The following is an 18,410-nucleotide window of genomic DNA, read 5'->3' as shown; positions in this document are numbered from 1 at the left end:
CTAGATGCTCAGCTTCGCTTTGTCGCTGCGGTTTTTCAGGTACAGGTCGAACAGGATGCGCGACACAAAGATGGCCGTGAACATGGAGGTTATGATGCCGAGCGTCAGGGTGACGGCGAAGCCGCGGACCGGGCCGGTACCGAACTGGTACAGGATGATTGCGGCGATGACCGTGGTCACGTTGGCGTCGAGAATGGTCAAGGTGGCCCTGCCGTAGCCTTCCGACACGGATTGGCTGGCAGACAGGCCGCGCCTGAGTTCCTCTCGAATACGCTCGTAGATGATGACGTTGGCGTCGACCGCCATACCGATCGTCAGGATGATGCCTGCAATGCCCGGCAGGGTCAGAGTGGCGCCGAAGGCCGCCAGACCGCCCATGATGAGCATGATGTTCAGGATAAGCACGATGTCGGCCACCATGCCGCTGAAGCCGTAGTAGATGACCATAAAGGCGAGGACCAGGGCCATGCCCACCATGGCGGACATGACGCCGTTGTCGATGGACTCCTGTCCAAGGGACGGGCCCACCGAACGCTGTTCCAGGATGGTCACGGGCGCGGGCAGGGAACCGGCGCGCAGCACGACCGCCAGGTCACGGGCTTCCTCACGGGTGAAGTTGCCGGTGATGGAGGCGCTGCCGCCCGAAATCCGTTCACGGATGACCGGAGCAGAATAGACCTTGCCGTCCAGGACGATGGCCATCCGCTTGTTCACGTTTTCACCGGTCAGGTCGGTGAAGATCTTGCCGCCGCGCGCATTGAAGGTCAGCGAGACGTAAGGGGTGTTCCACTGGTCCAGCCGGACCTGGGCGTCGGAAACATATTCGCCGGTCAGCACGGCGTCCTTCTTGAGGACGATGGGCGATTCGGCATAGGAGCCGTTGGCCTGACGGTGCAGCAGCGAAGACAGTTCGCGGCCGGGGGCCAGAATGCCCTGCTGGGCCTTCTTGAGGTCGGCGGAATCGTCGACCATCTTGAATTCGAGATGCGCGGTCTGGCCGATGATCTTGATAGCCCGTTCGGGGTCCTGCAGACCGGGCAGTTGCACCTGGATACGGTTATCCTGCTGCTTGCGGATATCCGGTTCGGCAACGCCGAACTGGTCGATCCGGTTGCGGATGGTCTTGATGGCCTGTTCCATGGTCAGCTTTTCAATTTCGCTGCGGTACTTGGGCGAAACGGACAGGACGTACTTGACCTTGTCACCTTCGAGCGGAGTGCTCTCTTCGATGGCGAACGGCGTGGAGTCCTTGATGACGCTTTCGAAGGTGTCCTTCTGCTCAGCCTTGATGAGCGTGACCTCAATCTGATTTTCGTCCAGAACGTTCGGACGCAGGATGTAAACTTCCTGCTCGCGGGCGGATGCCTTAAGGTCGTCGCCCAAACGGGCCAGACTGTTGTCCATGGCCGTTTTCATGTCCACGCCGAGGGTCAGGTGAATGCCGCCCTTGAGGTCGAGACCGAGGCTGACCCCTTTGCCCGGCAGAATCTTGCCGAGGGACGAGTCCTTTACGCCGGGCAGGGACGGCAGCATGAAGGCCAGTCCCAGGAGCACGACAGCGAGAGCGATGACGGCTCTCAAACGCAAACTTTGCATGAAATCTCCCTGTAATACAAACTGGTTGCTACCGACCTGAGAACGCCAGCGACAAACGCAAGCGCGGACCGGGCCACGTCGTGGTGGTCCGATCCGCACGAAGTCTCAGGTAACTGGTGCAAGAACCTACTTCTTCTTGTCCGTCGCAGGAGCGCCGCCATCCTTGTCGGCAACGAAACCGCGCTTGATAACAACATTGACGCCGGAGGCGATTTCGATGGTCATGTTGTCGCCATCGATATCGGTGATGGTGCCGAGAATGCCGCCGTTGGTCCAGACCTTGTCGCCCTTCTTGAGTGCTTCGAGCATGGCCCGGTGGGCCTTCTGCTTCTTTTGCTGGGGGCGGATGAGCAGGAAGTAGAAAATGGCGAACATCAGGATCAGCATGGGCAGGGGGCCGCCGAGGATGGCGCCGAGGCCGCCTGCTTCACCGCCGCCAGCGGGCGGAGCCATGGCATAGGCTACGGAATCGAAGAACATTGGTTCCTCCAAAGGTAATGAGTGTTGTATCTTCCCCGCCGTCTAGCAAGGGACGTACAGGTTCCCATACGGCCTGTGCGAAAACGGACGAATTTTCACGAAGTTCTCGCTTAAAATCGCCTTGCTGTCCAGCTTCAATTCCTTGGCGTATTCATTGACCAGCCCTTCGATGACCTTGAGGTCGTCGGAGTCCACGGGATTAGCCGTCAGACCGGGACCGAGTTGGTCTTCGGGAACGGTGCCGCGAACATAGATCACGCCGCCGTGCATACCCGTTCCGAGACTCCGTCCCGCAATGGGCGCATCTGGCTTATCAGAAAACATACCCAAGAGCAAAATAATTCCTCCGGCCATATACTCGCCGAGGAAGTCTCCCGCCTTGCCGCCGACCACGATTTTCGGCTGGTGTTCGAGGTAGGCTTTCATGTGGATTCCGACGCGGTACCCTACGTCGCCCTTGATGAATATTTCTCCGCCGCGCATGGCGTAGCCGATGACGTCTCCGGCAAGACCCTCGATGATGATCCGGCCGTTGTCCATGGTATTGCCCACGCCGTCCTGCGCGTTATTATGCACGCGCACCTTGGGCCCGCGCATGAACGCGCCGAGATCCTGTCCGGGGACGCCATAGATATCGAAGCTGAGGTCACCGTCCAAGGCCGTCGCCAGGTATCGCTGCCCGTTGCATTCCTTGATGACGAAGTCGGTCACGCCGTCCCGGACGAGATCGCGGATTTCCTCGTTGAACTGCTTGTAGTACGTCCGCCCTGCCGTGAGGGTCTTCTGTTTTCTCTTGGCTGTCATCTAATCCTCCAGATCAACGATGACGGGTTCGCCCGCCTTGGGCATCCAGACGCGGTCCAGATCGGGACAGACGTCGCGCACGGCCGATTCTTCGCTCGACATGAAGACCATGTCGTCCTTCTCGGCAACCAGGAGGGGCCGGAGTTTGATGCGGTCGTTGAGGCCCATGAGCCGGGTGTTGTCGGCCACCAGGATGGCGAAGGGACCGTTGAGCATGGCCGGTCCGTAGGTTGCGCGCAAGGTGGTGTAGAGTTCCCTGTCCTCCTCGTCCATGCGCTCGATTTCGTCCCAGAAAGGCGGGGCGAAGCATTTTGCGGCCATCTCCCAGGACAGGCCGTGCTTGCGGATGAGCATGTCCAGCTCATAGGCCACGACTTCGGTGTCGGTCATCATGGTGCAGAGGTAGTCGTGCTCGCACAGGTAGCGGCGGTTGATGCCGTAGGATGAGATCTCGCCGTTGTGCACGATGGACCAGTTCAGGATGGTGAACGGATGCGCTCCGCCCCACCAGCCCGGGGTGTTGGTCGGGAACCGGTTGTGGCCGGTCCAGATGTAGGCGCTGTACTCTTCGAGACGAAAGAAGTCGGCGATGTCCTCGGGAAAGCCGACGCCCTTGAAGGCGCCCATGTTTTTGCCCGAGGAAACCACGAAGGCTCCGCCAACGGTGGTGTTGATCTTCATGACCACGGCCACCACGTAGTCTTCTTCCGGAAGTTCGCGGAATTCGTTTTCGGGCCTTTCGGGCACGGTCACGAAATAGCGGTTGAACTTCGGCGGATTGGGGATGGCCAGGGTCCGGCGGGTGGGAATGGGCTCATAGAAGTGCAGATCGAAATACTGCTTTATCATCTCCTCGGAGCCCTTGATGGCCGCATCGTCGTCGCACATCATGTGGAAGCAGTACTTTTCGGCGTGCTCGGGGTAAATGCCGTAGGCCGCGAAACCGCCGCCCAGGCCGTTGCCCCGGTCGTGCATACAGGTCATGGCCTGGATGGGCATGTCTCCGGGGATCAGGCCCCGCTTCTTGTTGATGACTCCGAATATCCCGCAGCCGGAGATATCCTTCTGGAAATCATAATATCTTTCAGGCGCTTTCATTCTATCCTCTCTCTAGTCGGGTTCCACGACGCCGGGGTTCCAGGTCTCCTTGAAGAAATCGTCCGGCCACATGAGCACGTCGGGCTCACCGGCCAGGATCTGCTTCTTGGCATCCTCGGGAACGGCCATCTGGAATTTGACGAAGGCGGTGTACATGCCCGCCATGTCGATGTCCCCCACCAGCACGTAGCCGACCAGGCGGTCGTTGTGGAAGACGAGTTTGCGGTAGCTTTTCTTCTTCTCGTCCAGCGCGACGGCCATGTCGTATGCTTCGTCGTTCTCGGGCGGGTTGACCGTGCCTACAGAAATGGTCGGCAGGCCGTAGAAGGAAATGGAGTTCATGGACAAGGAACCGGTAAACGGAATGTCCGCGCCGGCCATGTTCTTGCCTGCGCAGAATCCCTGATTGTAGGCGTTGGTCCAAATGGGAATGACGCGATCGTCGCCGAACAGCAGGTCCTTGGCCTGGGCGACGTCGCCCGCGGCAAAGATCCCTTTCGCGCTGGTGCGCATGTGGTCGTCCACCTTGATGCCGCGGTCCACTTCGATCCCGGCGTCCTTGGCCAGGTTGTAGTTGGGAACCACGCCGATGGCGATGACGACAACGTCGCATTGCAGGAAGTCGCCGTCGGTCAGGTGAACGCCTTTGAGATTGCCTTCGGAATCGCGTTGGATTTCCTTGGCGGAAACGCCGCAGCGCACGTTCAGGCCGACCTCGGCAAGGCGGGAACCGGCCAGGGAGGCCGCATTCTCGTCAAAGGCGAGGCTCAGGATGCGCGGGGACAATTCCAGGATGGTTACGTCGACGCCGCGGTCGAACAGGGATTCACCGGCCTTCAGGCCGATGAGCCCGCCGCCGATGACCACCGCCCTCTTGATATCCTTGGCCTTGGAGATGAGGGTCTGGGCGTGCGCCAGGTTGGTGAAGTTGTAGACGTCGGCGCCGTCCGACCCCGGAATGGGCGGAGTGAACGGAATGCCGCCCGTGGCGACGAGCAGATTCTCGAACTCCACGGTATCGCCCTTGTCCGTGGTCACGGTCTTGGCCGAAGAGTCGATGCCCGTGACCCTGGTGCCGAGCATCAGGGAGACGTTGCTCTTTTCGTAGAACTCCTGGGGCCTGAGGGCCAGACGATCCGGGCCGATCTTGCCCGCAAGGAGGTAGGAGATGAGCGGACGGCCGTATGCCGGAGCGTTTTCAGCCCCGATGACCAGGATTTCGTTTTCGGTGTCGACCTTGCGGATGCCTTCGATGGCCCCGATGGAGGCGATACCGTTGCCGATGATGACGTATTTCATGGTCAGCTCCCTATCTCTCCTCGAATTTCAGGGCTTGATTGGGGCAGGCGGCCACACAGGCCGGTCCGCCCTCCCGCCCTTCGCAAAGGTCGCATTTGACGATCTTGTTCTCCGTGGGATGCCGCTTGATGGCCCCATAGGGACAGGCCATGAGGCAAGACCAGCAGCCGACGCACTTGTCGCGGTCATAAACCGTGCGGCCAGTCTCGGGGTCCTTGTGCAGGCCACCGGAAATGCAGGCGGCCACACAGGAGGGTTCGTCGCAATGACGGCAGGAAATGGCCACGCAGATGTCGCCTTTCTCAAAGACTTTTTTGCAGGCGGTCAGGCCATCCTTCCCCCGCTCCTCGCGGAAAGCGATGATCGGGTCCTTGGACTTGGAGTGTGCGGTAATGCAGGCCACTTCGCAGAGGTGGCAGCCGATGCAATATTCTTTGTCCGGATAGACTCTCTTCATACGCTTCTCCGTTTAACGTCCGGCATGTTTGATGCCGAGGATGTCGAGTTCGGTGTCGGAAAGCCCGATGCCCCTGAGCTTGTCACGATTGCCGCGCAGGGATTCGATGGAGTTGAGACCCATGCCGCCGAGCATCTCCTCGATCTCATGCCCCCAGGCGCGGATCAGGTTGGCCAGCTTCTTGGCCGCGATGTCCGGGTTCTGCCGTTTGGACAGCTTGGGATCGTTGGTCGCGATGCCCCACGGACATTTGCCGGTGTAGCAGCGGCCGCAGATGGTGCAGCCCACGGCGATCAGGGTGGCGGTGCCGATATAAACGGCGTCCGCGCCGAGAGCGATCGCCTTGATGACGTCACCGGAACAGCGGATGCCGCCGGCGGCCACCACGGAAACCTTGTTGCGGATGCCCTCGTCGCGCAGGCGCTGATCCACTTGGGCCAGGGCCAGTTCGATGGGAATGCCGACGTTGTCGCGGATCATGGCCGGAGCCGCGCCCGTTCCGCCGCGCATACCGTCGATGGTGATGATGTCCGCACCCGCCCGGGCGATGCCGGAAGCGATGGCGGCCACGTTGTGCACGGCCGCGATCTTGACCGAGATGGGGGCCTTGTATTCGGAGGCCTCCTTCAGGGCGTAGATGAGCTGAAGCAGATCCTCGATGGAGTAGATGTCATGGTGGGGAGCCGGAGAAATGGCGTCGGAACCGATGGGAACCATGCGGGTCTCGGACACCTTGTCGTTGATTTTCTCACCGGGGAGGTGCCCGCCGATGCCGGGCTTGGCGCCCTGCCCCACCTTGATCTCGATGGCCGCGCCCGCCCGCAGGTAGTCGCGGTGCACGCCGAACCGGCCGGAAGCCACCTGCACGATGGTATGCTCGCCGTACTTATATAAGGACTTGTGCAGACCGCCTTCACCGGTGTTGTAGTAGGTCCCGGTCTCGGTGGCCGCGCGGGCCATGGCCCGGTGCAGGTTGAAGTTGATGGCCCCGAAGCTCATGGCCGCGAACATGATGGGGATGTCCAGCTCCAGTTGCGGAGTCAGTTTGGTCTTGAGCTTGGGTTTGCCGGTCTTTTCGTCCTTGGCCAGCTCCACCTTGCGGGGCTTCGCGCCCAGGAACGTCTTGAGCTCCATAGGTTCGCGCAGGGGGTCGATGGACGGGTTGGTCACCTGGCTTGCGTCGAGCAACATGCGGTCCCAGTAGACCGGAATGTCCACCGGGGAACCCATTCCTGCCAGCAGCACGCCGCCGGTGTCGGCCTGTTTGTAGATGTTCTGCAGGAACACCGGCCGCCAAAGGCTGTTCGTCCGGAAATCCGACGGCTTCTTGACGATGTTCAGGGCCGCGGTGGGACACAGCGCCTCGCAACGGTGACAGCCGATGCACTTGGTGTTGTCGTGCACGACCTTTTGCCGGGATTCATCCCAATAGTGAGCTTCGTACGAACACTGGCGGACGCAGACCTTGCAGTTGATGCACAGCTCCGGGTCCCGCTCAATACAGAACTCATGGTAATTCTTGTTGATGGGCTGAAAAAGCAAGACAGGTAACCTCTCTCGTTAGTTGCCAAAAAAGTCATCTCGCGGACAAGATGTTCGGAGCACTTCTCCAAAAATTTCACAATTCGGGTAATATTACCGAATTACAAAGGGGAGTCACAAAACCACAAGTCCGTATTCCCTGTCAAGAAAAGTTTTAAGTCATTGATTTTACTGTAAATGTATATATTTGAGAAACGTCTTGAACCATATCGGAATCATATTGATGCCCGATCCCGGTTCCGAACCTCCGCCCAACCCGCCGTAAATCGCGCCAGCCTTGACTTTCGGGGGATTCAAGTCTAATGAAACACAAATGCAAACACGCCACAACCGCTTCGGCTTCTTTTTCTTTTTTAGCTTTCGCTTTTTTAGAAGCGCCTGCGGTTTCGAGGTGTGCGTGTAGCTGATCACTAGTTTCATCCACAACCAGGGCCGCAGGCGACAAGCCTGCGGCCCTTTTGTTTCCGGCGGCAGGCGCGTTCCCGGCCCGCAATCAAGGGGCAACATCATGATGCTTGGACTGGGAAGTGTAGAAATTGCGCTGGCCTTCTGGCTGTCCGTGGGGGCGACGATTTTGTGCGTCGTTTACGGAATTGTGAATTGGAACAACAAGGGCAACGACAAAAACGAAGGGGGCGCGTGATGACCGGCAAAATCATCGGCGTTCTCGTCTACCTCGTGGTCATTTTCTATCTCGGCTACAAGGCCTGGCTCAAAACCAGGGAGTCCACGGACTATATGCTTGCCGGAAGGTCCATGAACCCCTTTGTTTTGGCCATGTCCTACGGAGCGACCTTCGTCTCTACTTCGGCCATCGTGGGCTTCGGCGGCGTCTCCGGCATGTTTGGCATGTCGCTGCTTTGGCTGACCTTTCTGACAATTTTCGTAGGCATTTTCGTAGCCATGGTCTTTTTTGGGAAACGCACCCGGCGCATGGGGCTGGCGCTCGATTCCCACACCTTTCCGGAATTCCTGGGCAGGCGGTACGGATCGAAATTCATTCAGCAGTTTTCCGGCGTGGTCATTTTCGTCTTCATTCCGGTCTACGCGGCAGCGGTGCTCATCGGCATCTGCCGGATGCTTGAAGTGGCCTTCCCTGCCGTGAGCTATGGCGTATGGCTGCTCGTCGTCACCGCCATCGTGGCCGTCTACGTCGTCACCGGCGGGCTCAAGGCAGTCATGTACACCGACGCGTTCCAGGGGACCATCATGGCCGCCATGATGCTCATTCTCATCGTCACCACCTATGCCCTACTCGGCGGCGTGACCGAAGCGCACCAGGCCTTGACCGATCTTGCAGGTCTGGTCCCGGCTGGCCTGGCCAAGGGAGGCATGACGGGGTGGACCACGGGGCCGAAGCTCGAATCGCCCATCGGACTCACCATTTACACGACCATCATCTACGGGGTGGGCATCGGCGTGCTGGCGCAGCCCCAACTGGCCATCCGGTACATGACCGTGCCTTCCGACCGGGAACTGAACCGGGCCGTCGCCATCGGCGGCATTTTCATCCTGCTCATGACCGGCGTGGCCTTTGTCGCTGGCGCACTGTCGAACGTTGTCTTCTACAAGGAATTCGGCAAGGTCGCCATCGCCGTTGCTGACAACAATTTCGACAGCATCATTCCGCTGTATATCGACAAGGTCATGCCCGGCTGGTTCTCCGGGTTGTTCCTGGTGGCCATGTTCGCGGCGGCCATGTCCACCATGAGCTCCCAGTATCACGTCGGCGGGACATCGCTCTCCCGCGACTTTCTGGAGCAGTACGTGAGCGTGGGCAACGGCGGGTCGTCCATGAAGCTCAACCGGCTCGGCGTGACCGTGGCCATCGTGGCCACCCTGGTTTGGGCCTGGCTCTTGCCCGGCGGAGTCATCGCCCGGGCCACCGCCTTTTTCTTCGGACTGTGCGCGGCCTCATTCCTGCCCATTTACGTGCTCGGCCTGTACTGGAAAGGCATGACCAAGACCGGCGCCAAAGTATCCATGGTCGGCGGCTTTTGTTTCTCCATGTTTTGGCTGCTCTTCATTCACGTGAAGGAGGCGGGATTCATCGGCCTGTGCCAGGCCATGTTCGGCAAGGCGACACTGGTTGCCGATGCCGCCCCGGGCTCCTGGACGTGGCTGATGCAGTGGGTGGACCCCAACGTGGTCGCCCTGCCCGTGTCCCTGGCGTTGGCGGTGGGCGTCAGCCTGGCCACCCGACGAATCGAGGAAAAGCACCTGGACCTTTGCTGGGAGGGACTGCGCTGATCCGCCGTGTCGGATGTGATTCCAGGGCGTCGCTTCGATGAAGCGGCGCCCTTTACATTGAGAAAGGCGTGAGCCGAACGCGACCGGATGGGCTTGTTGCGGAAGGATGTTGCGGTTACGACTCGAACCCCTTTATTTCCGCCGATTGACAGTTGCTTTCAATGCGAACATAAACAACCATTCGTTCAACACCAAGTATAGAGACGCACAATGAACAAGATCGACGTGAACGTGAAGTTCCTGCATGAAGTTTGGAAGGAAAACAAACTGGCCTACGCCACGGAGCACTCCGCTGGACTGGACCTGCGCGCCTGTATCGACTCGGATGAAGTCGAGATCGGACCGGGCGAAAAAGCGGCCATCCCCGCAGGAGTCGCCATCGAAATCCGCGAGCCCGGTGTGGCCGGATACGTTTTTTCCCGCAGCGGCCTGGGCACCAAGGAAGGACTGACCGTCAGCCAGGGCGTCGGCGTCATCGATCCGGATTACCGTGGGGAGATCAAAGTCTCGCTGCTCAACACTTCGGGCGAGATGCGACGAATCAAACGCGGGCAACGCATTGCCCAACTCGTGTTCATGCCCATATTCCAAGCGACAATCACCCCTGTTGAGGAACTCGGCGAGACCGCGCGCGGCGCGGGCGGGTTCGGCTCCACCGGGAAACACTAAATAGCGAGAACGATAATGTCTCAGAAATTCGATGCGATAAAAGAACGGGAATCGAATCTTTTATGTAATACCTACGGCCGGTATCCCCTGGCCGTGTCCCATGCCAAGGGTTGCCGCCTCTACGATCTGGACGGCGTCGAGTATCGCGACTTCCTGGCGGGCATCGCCGTGTGTTCTTTGGGCCACAGCCGCGACGATCTGGCCGACGTAATGGTCGAGCAGGCGCGGAAGATGGTTCACGTTTCCAACCTCTTTTACCAGGAGCCCCAGCTCAATCTGGCCGAAAAGCTGCTTTCCACCTGCGCTGCGGGCAAAGTCTTTTTCTGCAACTCCGGAGCCGAAGCCAACGAAGGCGCCATCAAGCTGGCCCGCAAATATATGCGCACCGTGCGCAACGAGGACCGCTACGAGGTCATTACCCTCGAAAAATCCTTCCATGGCCGGACGTTGTCCACATTGACCGCCACCGGCCAGGCCGGTCCCATCAAGGAAGGGTACAGCCCCCTGCCCGAGGGATTCGTGACCGTGCCTTTCGGCAACGTCAACGCGCTGCGCGGAGCCATCAACGCGCATACCGCCGCCATCATGGTCGAGATGATTCAGGGTGAAGGCGGCGTGCGTCCCCTGCCCACGGACTACGTCAACGACATCGTGGCGCTGTGCAAGGAAAACGGCATCCTGCTCATCGTGGACGAGGTGCAGACCGGCGTGTGCCGCACGGGCCGTTTCTGGGCCCATCAGCATTACGGCATCACCCCCGACATTTTCACCTCGGCCAAGGCCCTGGCCAACGGATTGCCCATGGGCGCGGTTCTGTGTTCCAACGAAGTCGCCAAGGGATTCACGCCCGGCTCCCACGCCACCACCTTCGGCGGCGGCGCGCTGGTTTCGGCCGTTGCGGCAAAGGTCATCGACATCATGATCGAGGACAAGATGGCCGAGCGCGCTCTCAAGATGGGCGAATTCGCCAGGGCACAGGTGCTCAAGCTCAAGGAGAAGCATCCCGAAACCATCGCCGGAACGCGCGGGCTTGGACTGCTCTTGGGTATCGAACTGGCCAAGAACGGCCGAGAGATATGGAATGGCCTCCTGGAGCACAGGATGGTCTGCAACCTGACCCAGGGAACCATTCTGCGCCTCGTGCCGCCCCTGACCATTACCGAGGACGACATCACCGCCTTTGTCCAGGCGTTGGACGAGGTCCTGACCTCAATTGAGGAATAAGCGGTCGGCTTGACCGTCCGGAGGCTAAGGCGTATTCCGTAAATCGAGGTATCGAGTCATGAACGGCGTCGCTCCCATGGGCCCCGCGTCGGAACATTGGTCCGGACGCGAAGAACCGGCGGAACGGATCATTCCTTCCGAAAGGACGTCCGACGACGTGAAAACTCCTGCCGAAGTCCAGGCGGATGCAGTCGCGCAGGCCGAAAAGACCACTCTCAACGACTTTCGATATACGGGCAAAGGCTCGTTCATCGACAAGGTATTCTAGCTTGGCTCATTGACGCTGCAAATCAATCAAGGCCGGGGCACGCTCCCGGCCTTGTCATATCAAATGGAGACAACCCACCACATGTCCACCCTTCTGAAGATCGAATTTACCATCCCCGAAGAAACCGCCGATGAAGCCGGTGTGTTCATCGCCTCCAAGGTCCCCCATGGCTGGGAGGAGACTCCCACCGCGGACGGCCGCAAGTTTACGCTGTACCTTGAAGACCATCCCCTCGGGCATGAGATGGTCGAGGCTTTCCGGGAACGGTTCCCCGAAGGAGGCGTGACCTTTTCCGAGCAGGAGTCCGAAAACTGGGCCATGGCCTGGAAGGACTTTTTCGTTCCGGTCAACTGCGGGGACACCTTCCGCATCTATCCCCCGTGGCTGAACGACGACGAAGAGAACGGAACCACCCACATCGTCATCGAGCCCAAAATGGCCTTCGGCACCGGCCATCACGCCACCACCTCGCTGTGTCTGGCGACCATCGGCAGGCTGTCCAAGGCGGGGACCCTCCAGGCGGGCCAGACTTTCCTGGATCTGGGCACCGGGTCCGGCATTCTCGGCATCGGGCTGTCCAAACTCGGCCTGACCGGCATCGGACTGGACATTGATCCGCAGGCCGTGGCCTGCGCCGTGGAAAACGTTGACGCCAACGGCGTAACCGACTCCTTCAACCTGGCCGTGGGCTCCATTGACTGCGTTGAAGAGGGACGCACTTTCGACCTCGTCGTGGCCAACATCCTTTCCGGGCCGCTCATCGAAATGGCGGGCGATATCCTCGCCAGAGTCGCTCCCGGCGGTTCTCTTGTCCTTTCCGGTATTCTAGCCGACAAACAATCCGACGCCGTGGCCGAGGCCTACGGCAGGCATGGCCTCGGCGAACCGCAGCGATTCATCGAGGGTGAATGGATTTGCCTGGTCTGGGAGACTCTGGGGAGATAGCCGCATGTCCAGGTCCGGCCTGCTGATGGACATGTACGACGCCATGCTGGCGACGCTCGGCCCGAGTGAGTGGTGGCCGGGTGAAACGCCCTTTGAGATAGCCATAGGGGCCATTCTCACCCAGAATACCAACTGGAAGAACGTCGAAAAGGCCCTGGACAACCTCAAGTCCGCCGGAGTGCTTGAGGCGGAGCCCCTGCACGACTTGCCTGTCCCGAAGCTGTCCGAGCTGATTCGGCCGGCCGGGTATTACAACGTCAAGGCGCGGCGCATTCACAACTTCCTTGAATTCCTCAAGGTTGAGGCGGAGTTTGACCTGCTTTCGCTCAAGGACAGGAATCTGGCCGAGCTCCGCCCCAAGATTCTCGGCATCAACGGAATCGGACCTGAGACCGGGGATTGCATCCTGCTCTACGCCCTGGACTTTCCGACTTTCGTGGTGGACGCCTATACCGCCAGGATCGTCGGACGTCATGGGCTGGCATGGGAAGACGTCGACTACCACGGGCTTCAAGCCGTTTTCATGGACGCCTTGCCGGAAGATGTGGCATTATACAATGAATACCATGCCCTCATCGTTCGCGTAGGCGCGAATTGGTGTCGAAAAAAGGCCGGCCTGTGCGAGTCCTGTCCCCTTCAACCTTTCCTTGAACAATAGTTCTCATGAACAAGATTCTTGTCGTCATAGCGTGCTGCCTCATTCTGCTGCCCTCCGGGGCTTTTGGGCAGGCGCGCGACGAGGTCTTGAGCGAATCATTGCAGAAGGAACATCAAAAGGCCGACGAAAACGAGCAGAAAGTACGCGCCCTTACCGAAAAAGCCGGACAGATATCCACCCGGCTTACGGATATCGGGAACGAAGTTTCCAGGCTCAAGGGACACATCCGCGACCAGGAGAAAACGCTGGCCTCCATCCATGAACGGGAAGCGCTGGCGCGACGGGATTACTTGGCCCTGGAAAAGGACAAGGAGCGCATTTCCATGGAGCTTTCCGGGCTCATGCGCACCCTGTGGCCGGTACACATGCAAAACGTCAGGTCTCGTTTCAACGGAGTTGAAGACTGGGCCATGTTCGATCGCCGCTTCAACTGGCTGGCGGACATCTATGCAGCCACGAGCCGCAAGCTCGACGAGGCGAAAAGCAACTCGGAAAGCATAGCGCAAAACCTGGAAGACCAGCGGCGGCTAGCCGAAGAGGCGGAAAGGCAGCTGGCGCAGGTCAATGAGAGCAAGGATAAGCTGCTGGACAATCAATACGCCCTGCGCCGCAACCTGAAAAAGGTCAACCGGGAAAAGGAGAACGCCGAGGCGGAGCTGACGGCCATCCTAGGAACCATCGCCGATCTCAAGTACCAGTTGCAATCCCAGAAGACCAAGCGATTCGCCCTTTACAAGAACGCCCTTCCCTGGCCCGTCAGGGGACGCGTGGTTTCCGGTTTCAATCTCAAGGCCACTCCTCCGGCGCGCGGCCTGGCCATCGGGGCGGCCGAAGGGAGTACCGTGCAGTCAGTCTTCTGGGGCAAGGTGGTGCATAATGACACCCTGCGCGGCTTCGGGCGAGTGGTCATTATATACCACGGATATAATTATTATAGCCTTTACGCCTATTTATCCGATACATTCGTTCGTAACGGGCAGGAAGTCGAAAAGAACGAGCCTCTGGGTACCGTGGGCTATTTCCCCCAGGTGGACGGGACCGGATTGTATTTTGAATTGCGTTTTCATCAAAAACCAATTAACCCAGAAACTTGGTTAACCGCAACAAGATGAACCGTCGTTAACCCAACATTTTCAGGACTCCGTTATTCGGGAGGCATTCATGCGTGTCACGCTTTGGATAGTCACATTTTTGCTTCTTTTCACCCTTACCGTCGCCCCCGGCCCGACCATAGCGGCCAAGGGAGACCAGTTCGAAGCTCTCAAGACTTTTTCGCAGGTGCTGGACCTTGTTGAAGGCAACTACGTCAAGCCTGTGACCAAGAAGGAGCTCATCGACAATTCCATCAAGGGGATGCTCGAAGAGCTTGACCCCCACTCCACGTATCTTTCCCCCGAGGACTTCAAGGACATGCAGGTCGACACCGCAGGCAAATTCAGCGGTATCGGCATCGAGATCAGCATGGACCAGGGGCGCATCATCGTGGTTTCCCCCATTGAGGACACTCCTGCCTACAAGGCTGGATTGCTGGCGGGCGACATCATCCTCGAGATCGACGGCGAATCCACCCAGGACATGACCCTTATGGACGCGGTCAAGCTGATTCGCGGCGAAAAGGGCACCACCGTCACGCTGCTCATCCTCCACAAGGGCTCCAACAAGCCTCTCGAGGTGGCCATCGTTCGCGGCACCATCCCCATCGTCAACGTCAAGACCCAGTCCCTCGAAGACGGTTATCTCTACCTGCGGCTGACCAAGTTCCAGGAATCCTCCACCAAGAACCTGCGCGACGCCATTGCCGAATATCGCAAGCATCACACGCTCAAGGGCATCGTCTTCGACCTGCGCAACAACCCCGGCGGACTCCTGAACCAGGCGGTTTCCGTGGCCGACACCTTCCTGGACGACGGCACCATCGTCTACATCCAGGGCAGGAACGAAGCCGACCGCAAGGACTTCTTTGCTTCCAAGGAATCCGACGACGTCAAGGTCCCCATGGTCACGCTCATCAACGCTGGTTCGGCCTCGGCCTCGGAAATCGTCGCCGGAGCCCTTCAGGACCTCAAGCGTTCCCTCATCATCGGTGAGCGCTCCTTCGGCAAGGGATCGGTCCAGCAGATCATTCCCCTGTCCGACGGCTCGGGCATCAAGCTGACCACATCGCTCTACTACACTCCGAGCGGGCGCTCCATCCAGGCCAAGGGCATCGAGCCCGATCTGCGCATTCCGTTCGTTGCTCCGAGCGAGGACGAGACAGGTATGCGTGACCGCTTTACCGTCCGCGAAAAGGACCTGAGCGGCCATCTGGAAAACGGCCAGAAGCCCACCCAGCGCAAGCGGGACGAGGACGCGGAAAAGGCCAAGGACATGCTCGCCCGGGATAACCAGTTGCGCATGGCCCTGGAACTGGTCAAGAGCCTGCCCAAGATGAAGGAAATCCAGTAAAAGGAACCGAGCTTCGCCAATGGACGAACGCGCTCCGGAAACGAATAACGAAAAAAAGACCGGGCTCGACGGACTTCTCAAGAGGATCTATCGGCCCGGTCCTCTCATTTTTCTGTTCACTCTCGCCTTTCTGGCCATGGCCGGATTGGGCTGGATGCTTTTGACCGCGAAGACGCCGCCGCCTCAGGTCATCGTTCCCGTGACCGCCGAACGGGAAGAGGAGCCGCAACGCGACAAGGCGTATGAGGAAGTCGTCTCCGACCTGGAGGACAAGGTCAAGCAGGCCGATCTCGCCATCATCGAAACCATGCGCGACCTGAATCTCAAGATGCACGATCTTGAGTTGGTTGACGTGGAGCTGCGCCGCTTCGAGGACCGCGGGTACCATTACCAGGTATTGCAATTCCCCAAGGTCTCCGACCGCAATCTCTTCCTGGTCACATTACGCAAAAGGCTCTATGAGCGTCTTCCCGATGCCGCCCTGCTCGACAACGGCGACACCGAGGCGGCTGTCGAGATTCATGGGCAGCGCACCCATCTGCTGCTTCTCGAAGCCACCCCGCAGGTTATCGTCCTGCCCGAGGCCAAAGGCCCCAAGCTGGCGGTGGTCATCGATGATGTGGGCGAGAACTATGCCCTGCTCCAGGGGCTTGCCGCCCTCGACATCCCGCTCTCCTTCGCGGTGTGGCCCAATGCCAGCCACACGAGGGAATGCGTGGACCTCATCACCGGCACACATCATGACCTGCTCATCCATTTCCCCATGGAGCCCATGGGCTACCCTGCGGTCAAACCGGGCGACGACGCCCTGTTCGTGTCCATGTCCGAGGACCAAGTGCGGAAACGCATCGCAGACAACCTCGGCCGGATACCCGAAGCCATCGGGGTGAACAATCACATGGGATCGCGCTTCACGGCCGATGCGCGTGGTATGCGGACGGCCCTTGGCGAATTTCGGCGGCACGGCCTGTTCTTCCTGGACAGCCTTACTTCGGGCAAAAGCGTGGGACGCGCCACGGCCAAGGATGTGGGAATCCCCTTCTATGAGCGGGATACTTTTCTGGACAACGTAAAGGACGTGAACGCCATAGTGCTTCAACTGCGCAAGACCGAACGGGTAGCCAAACGCAAGGGTTGGGCCATCGCCATCGGCCATCCCTACAGGGAAACTCTGGCCGCTCTCAAACAGTGGCAGAAAAGCCGTGACCAGTCCATCCAGGTAATTTCCCTGTCGAAACTCCGTCCCGAGTAATATTTGTCCGGCCGTTTTCGCCCCTTGCGCAACCGAATACGCACAGACCGTTTCATCCGTGCCCGTGCAGTTTGCCGGAGACCTTCGCTGCGCATTGCGCGCGACGTATTTTACGGTCAACCGACTGAATGCATTAATAGTATTATTTGACTGTCTTCCCCGTTCGTCGCAACGTATCAAGAGCTTGATCGAGCGTGAATGTCGTCTTGCCGTTGCAAGCGAATCGCGGGAGAGGTACAATAAACCTTAAGAATCGAACGCATTCCGTCGATAGGGAAAAGACGGAGCGGCCCGTTTTTTGCTTATTGTATTACGATGTTCAATTTCCCGGCACAGGCCGGGCAAACGGGCCGTATGACCGGCGACAATGAGGCTTTGTCCAGATGAGCAAAATCCTCGAACAAGATGAAGTAGATGCCCTGCTCCGGGGTCTTTCCGGCGGGGATGTCGAAACCGAGACCGAGATTCCTGAAGATGATACCGGCGTGGTCGCCTTTGACCTGGCCAATCAGGACAGGATCATTCGCGGCCGTATGCCCGTGCTCGAGATCGTCAACGACCGCTTCGCTCGTCTGTGCACCAACGCGCTGGCCAACACTATGCGCAAGCGGGTCGACATCAACCCCATTTCCATCGACATGTCCAAGTTCGGCGATTTCATGCGCTCCCTGCCGGTGCCGACCTCCATCTCCATTTTCAAGATGGATCCCCTCCGCGGCAATGCCCTGCTGGTCGTCGACTCCCGTCTGGTTTTCGCCCTGGTCGAGAACTTCTTCGGCGGCGCGGGGAGTCAGCCCAAGGTCGAAGGACGCGACTTCACACCCATCGAGCAGGCCATAGTCGAACGTGTGGTCAAGATCGCCCTGGCAAACATGGAAGAATCCTGGAAACCGGTGCACGAGGTCCACGTGGAGATGGTCCGTACCGAGGTGAACCCGCAGTTCGCGGCCATTGTCCCGCCCTCTGACGTAGTCATCGTCGTCACTTTCGAGGTCGAGCTGGAAAATGCCATCGGCTCGCTCATCGTTTGTCTTCCCTACGCGACCATGGAACCGATCCGCTCCAAGCTGCACGCGTCCTTCCAGTCCGAACGCCTGGAAGTGGATCACGTATGGATCAACCGATTCAAGGAGCGTCTCATGGAGACGCCGGTGGAAATGGTCGTGCGGCTTGGCAGGACAACCATTTCAGGCCGTCAGCTCCTTTACCTGCAGGAAGGCGACATCATCCTGCTCGACACCGATGAGGATGAACTCCTCGAAGCCGAGGTCGAAGGCGTCCGCAAGTTCAAGGGATTGCCCGGCCGGGTCAAGGGCAACAAGTCCTTCAAGGTCGTGAAGGAAGAGGAAATCCGTTTCTGATTTCCTGCCCATTCTTTTCCCGGAGCCGCTTCAAGCGGCTCTTTTCATTCGTTTCAAAAGTG

Annotated in this window: 19 protein-coding genes; 11 read left to right on the top strand and 8 right to left on the bottom strand. The window is 59.1% G+C overall.

The features are described from left to right. The 8 genes from secD to PSN43_RS05635 form a co-directional block, all read right to left on the bottom strand. Positions 1-1,596, bottom strand: coding sequence for a protein translocase subunit SecD (gene secD, locus PSN43_RS05670; protein ID WP_272699757.1), 1,596 nt, complete (start codon positions 1,594-1,596; stop codon positions 1-3). A 126-nt stretch (positions 1,597-1,722) separates the two neighbouring features. Further along, a complete protein-coding gene (yajC, locus tag PSN43_RS05665; RefSeq protein ID WP_272699756.1) occupies positions 1,723-2,076 on the bottom strand; it encodes a preprotein translocase subunit YajC in 354 nt (117 codons plus the stop codon). Positions 2,077-2,118: 42 nt separating this feature from the next. Then, positions 2,119-2,880, bottom strand: coding sequence for a hypothetical protein (locus PSN43_RS05660; protein WP_272699755.1), 762 nt, complete (start codon positions 2,878-2,880; stop codon positions 2,119-2,121). Next, entirely contained in the window at positions 2,881-3,978 is a 1,098-nt protein-coding gene (locus PSN43_RS05655; RefSeq protein ID WP_272699754.1) for a class II glutamine amidotransferase, read from the bottom strand. A 12-nt stretch (positions 3,979-3,990) separates the two neighbouring features. Continuing rightward, the gene (locus PSN43_RS05650; protein WP_272699753.1) at positions 3,991-5,277 is read right to left on the bottom strand and encodes an NAD(P)/FAD-dependent oxidoreductase; all 1,287 of its coding nucleotides are present in this window, start codon (positions 5,275-5,277) and stop codon (positions 3,991-3,993) included. Positions 5,278-5,287: 10 nt separating this feature from the next. Continuing rightward, positions 5,288-5,734 (bottom strand): 4Fe-4S dicluster domain-containing protein, encoded by a 447-nt coding sequence (locus PSN43_RS05645; protein ID WP_272699752.1) that lies wholly within the window; start codon positions 5,732-5,734, stop codon positions 5,288-5,290. Positions 5,735-5,746: 12 nt separating this feature from the next. Beyond that, on the bottom strand, positions 5,747-7,276 hold the full coding sequence (locus PSN43_RS05640) for a glutamate synthase-related protein (protein ID WP_272699751.1): 1,530 nt from the start codon (positions 7,274-7,276) through the stop codon (positions 5,747-5,749). Positions 7,277-7,444: 168 nt separating this feature from the next. Beyond that, complete coding sequence (locus PSN43_RS05635) at positions 7,445-7,786, bottom strand: hypothetical protein (protein WP_272699750.1); 342 nt, start codon at positions 7,784-7,786, stop codon at positions 7,445-7,447. Here PSN43_RS05635 and PSN43_RS05630 point away from each other — a divergent pair. The 11 genes from PSN43_RS05630 to fliM all read left to right on the top strand — a co-directional run bounded on the left by PSN43_RS05630 (position 7,785) and on the right by fliM (position 18,348). Next, positions 7,785-7,919 carry a symporter small accessory protein gene (locus PSN43_RS05630; RefSeq protein WP_272699749.1) on the top strand — a complete coding sequence of 45 codons (135 nt, stop codon included), beginning with the start codon at positions 7,785-7,787 and terminating at the stop codon, positions 7,917-7,919. The genes PSN43_RS05635 and PSN43_RS05630 overlap by 2 nt on opposite strands. Next, positions 7,919-9,526 carry a sodium:solute symporter family protein gene (locus PSN43_RS05625; protein ID WP_272699748.1) on the top strand — a complete coding sequence of 536 codons (1,608 nt, stop codon included), beginning with the start codon at positions 7,919-7,921 and terminating at the stop codon, positions 9,524-9,526. Before PSN43_RS05630 ends, PSN43_RS05625 begins: the two co-directional genes overlap by 1 nt. A 210-nt stretch (positions 9,527-9,736) precedes the next feature. Continuing rightward, a complete protein-coding gene (gene dut, locus PSN43_RS05620) occupies positions 9,737-10,195 on the top strand; it encodes a dUTP diphosphatase (protein WP_272699747.1) in 459 nt (152 codons plus the stop codon). A 15-nt stretch (positions 10,196-10,210) separates the two neighbouring features. Next, the gene (locus PSN43_RS05615) at positions 10,211-11,419 is read left to right on the top strand and encodes an aspartate aminotransferase family protein (protein WP_272699746.1); all 1,209 of its coding nucleotides are present in this window, start codon (positions 10,211-10,213) and stop codon (positions 11,417-11,419) included. A 58-nt stretch (positions 11,420-11,477) separates the two neighbouring features. Next, positions 11,478-11,687, top strand: a complete 210-nt coding sequence (locus PSN43_RS05610; protein ID WP_272699745.1) for a hypothetical protein — start codon at positions 11,478-11,480, stop codon at positions 11,685-11,687. 81 nt (positions 11,688-11,768) lie between these two features. Next, positions 11,769-12,632, top strand: a complete 864-nt coding sequence (locus PSN43_RS05605) for a 50S ribosomal protein L11 methyltransferase (protein ID WP_272699744.1) — start codon at positions 11,769-11,771, stop codon at positions 12,630-12,632. A 4-nt stretch (positions 12,633-12,636) separates the two neighbouring features. Next, on the top strand, positions 12,637-13,290 hold the full coding sequence (locus PSN43_RS05600) for an endonuclease III domain-containing protein (RefSeq protein ID WP_272699743.1): 654 nt from the start codon (positions 12,637-12,639) through the stop codon (positions 13,288-13,290). 5 nt (positions 13,291-13,295) lie between these two features. Next, positions 13,296-14,402 carry a murein hydrolase activator EnvC family protein gene (locus PSN43_RS05595; protein WP_272699742.1) on the top strand — a complete coding sequence of 369 codons (1,107 nt, stop codon included), beginning with the start codon at positions 13,296-13,298 and terminating at the stop codon, positions 14,400-14,402. Positions 14,403-14,451: 49 nt separating this feature from the next. Beyond that, a complete protein-coding gene (locus tag PSN43_RS05590; RefSeq protein WP_272699741.1) occupies positions 14,452-15,735 on the top strand; it encodes a S41 family peptidase in 1,284 nt (427 codons plus the stop codon). A 19-nt stretch (positions 15,736-15,754) separates the two neighbouring features. After that, positions 15,755-16,987 carry a divergent polysaccharide deacetylase family protein gene (locus PSN43_RS05585; RefSeq protein ID WP_272699740.1) on the top strand — a complete coding sequence of 411 codons (1,233 nt, stop codon included), beginning with the start codon at positions 15,755-15,757 and terminating at the stop codon, positions 16,985-16,987. Positions 16,988-17,370: 383 nt separating this feature from the next. Then, positions 17,371-18,348 carry a flagellar motor switch protein FliM gene (fliM, locus tag PSN43_RS05580; protein WP_272699739.1) on the top strand — a complete coding sequence of 326 codons (978 nt, stop codon included), beginning with the start codon at positions 17,371-17,373 and terminating at the stop codon, positions 18,346-18,348. The last annotated feature ends 62 nt before the right edge of the window (positions 18,349-18,410 follow it).

It is taken from the genome of Desulfovibrio sp. Fe33 (genome assembly GCF_028532725.1).
Classification (GTDB): Bacteria; Desulfobacterota; Desulfovibrionia; order Desulfovibrionales; family Desulfovibrionaceae; genus Pseudodesulfovibrio.
The sequence above is the reverse complement of the archived record's forward strand: the minus strand, read 5'-3'. Positions and strand labels throughout refer to the sequence as shown.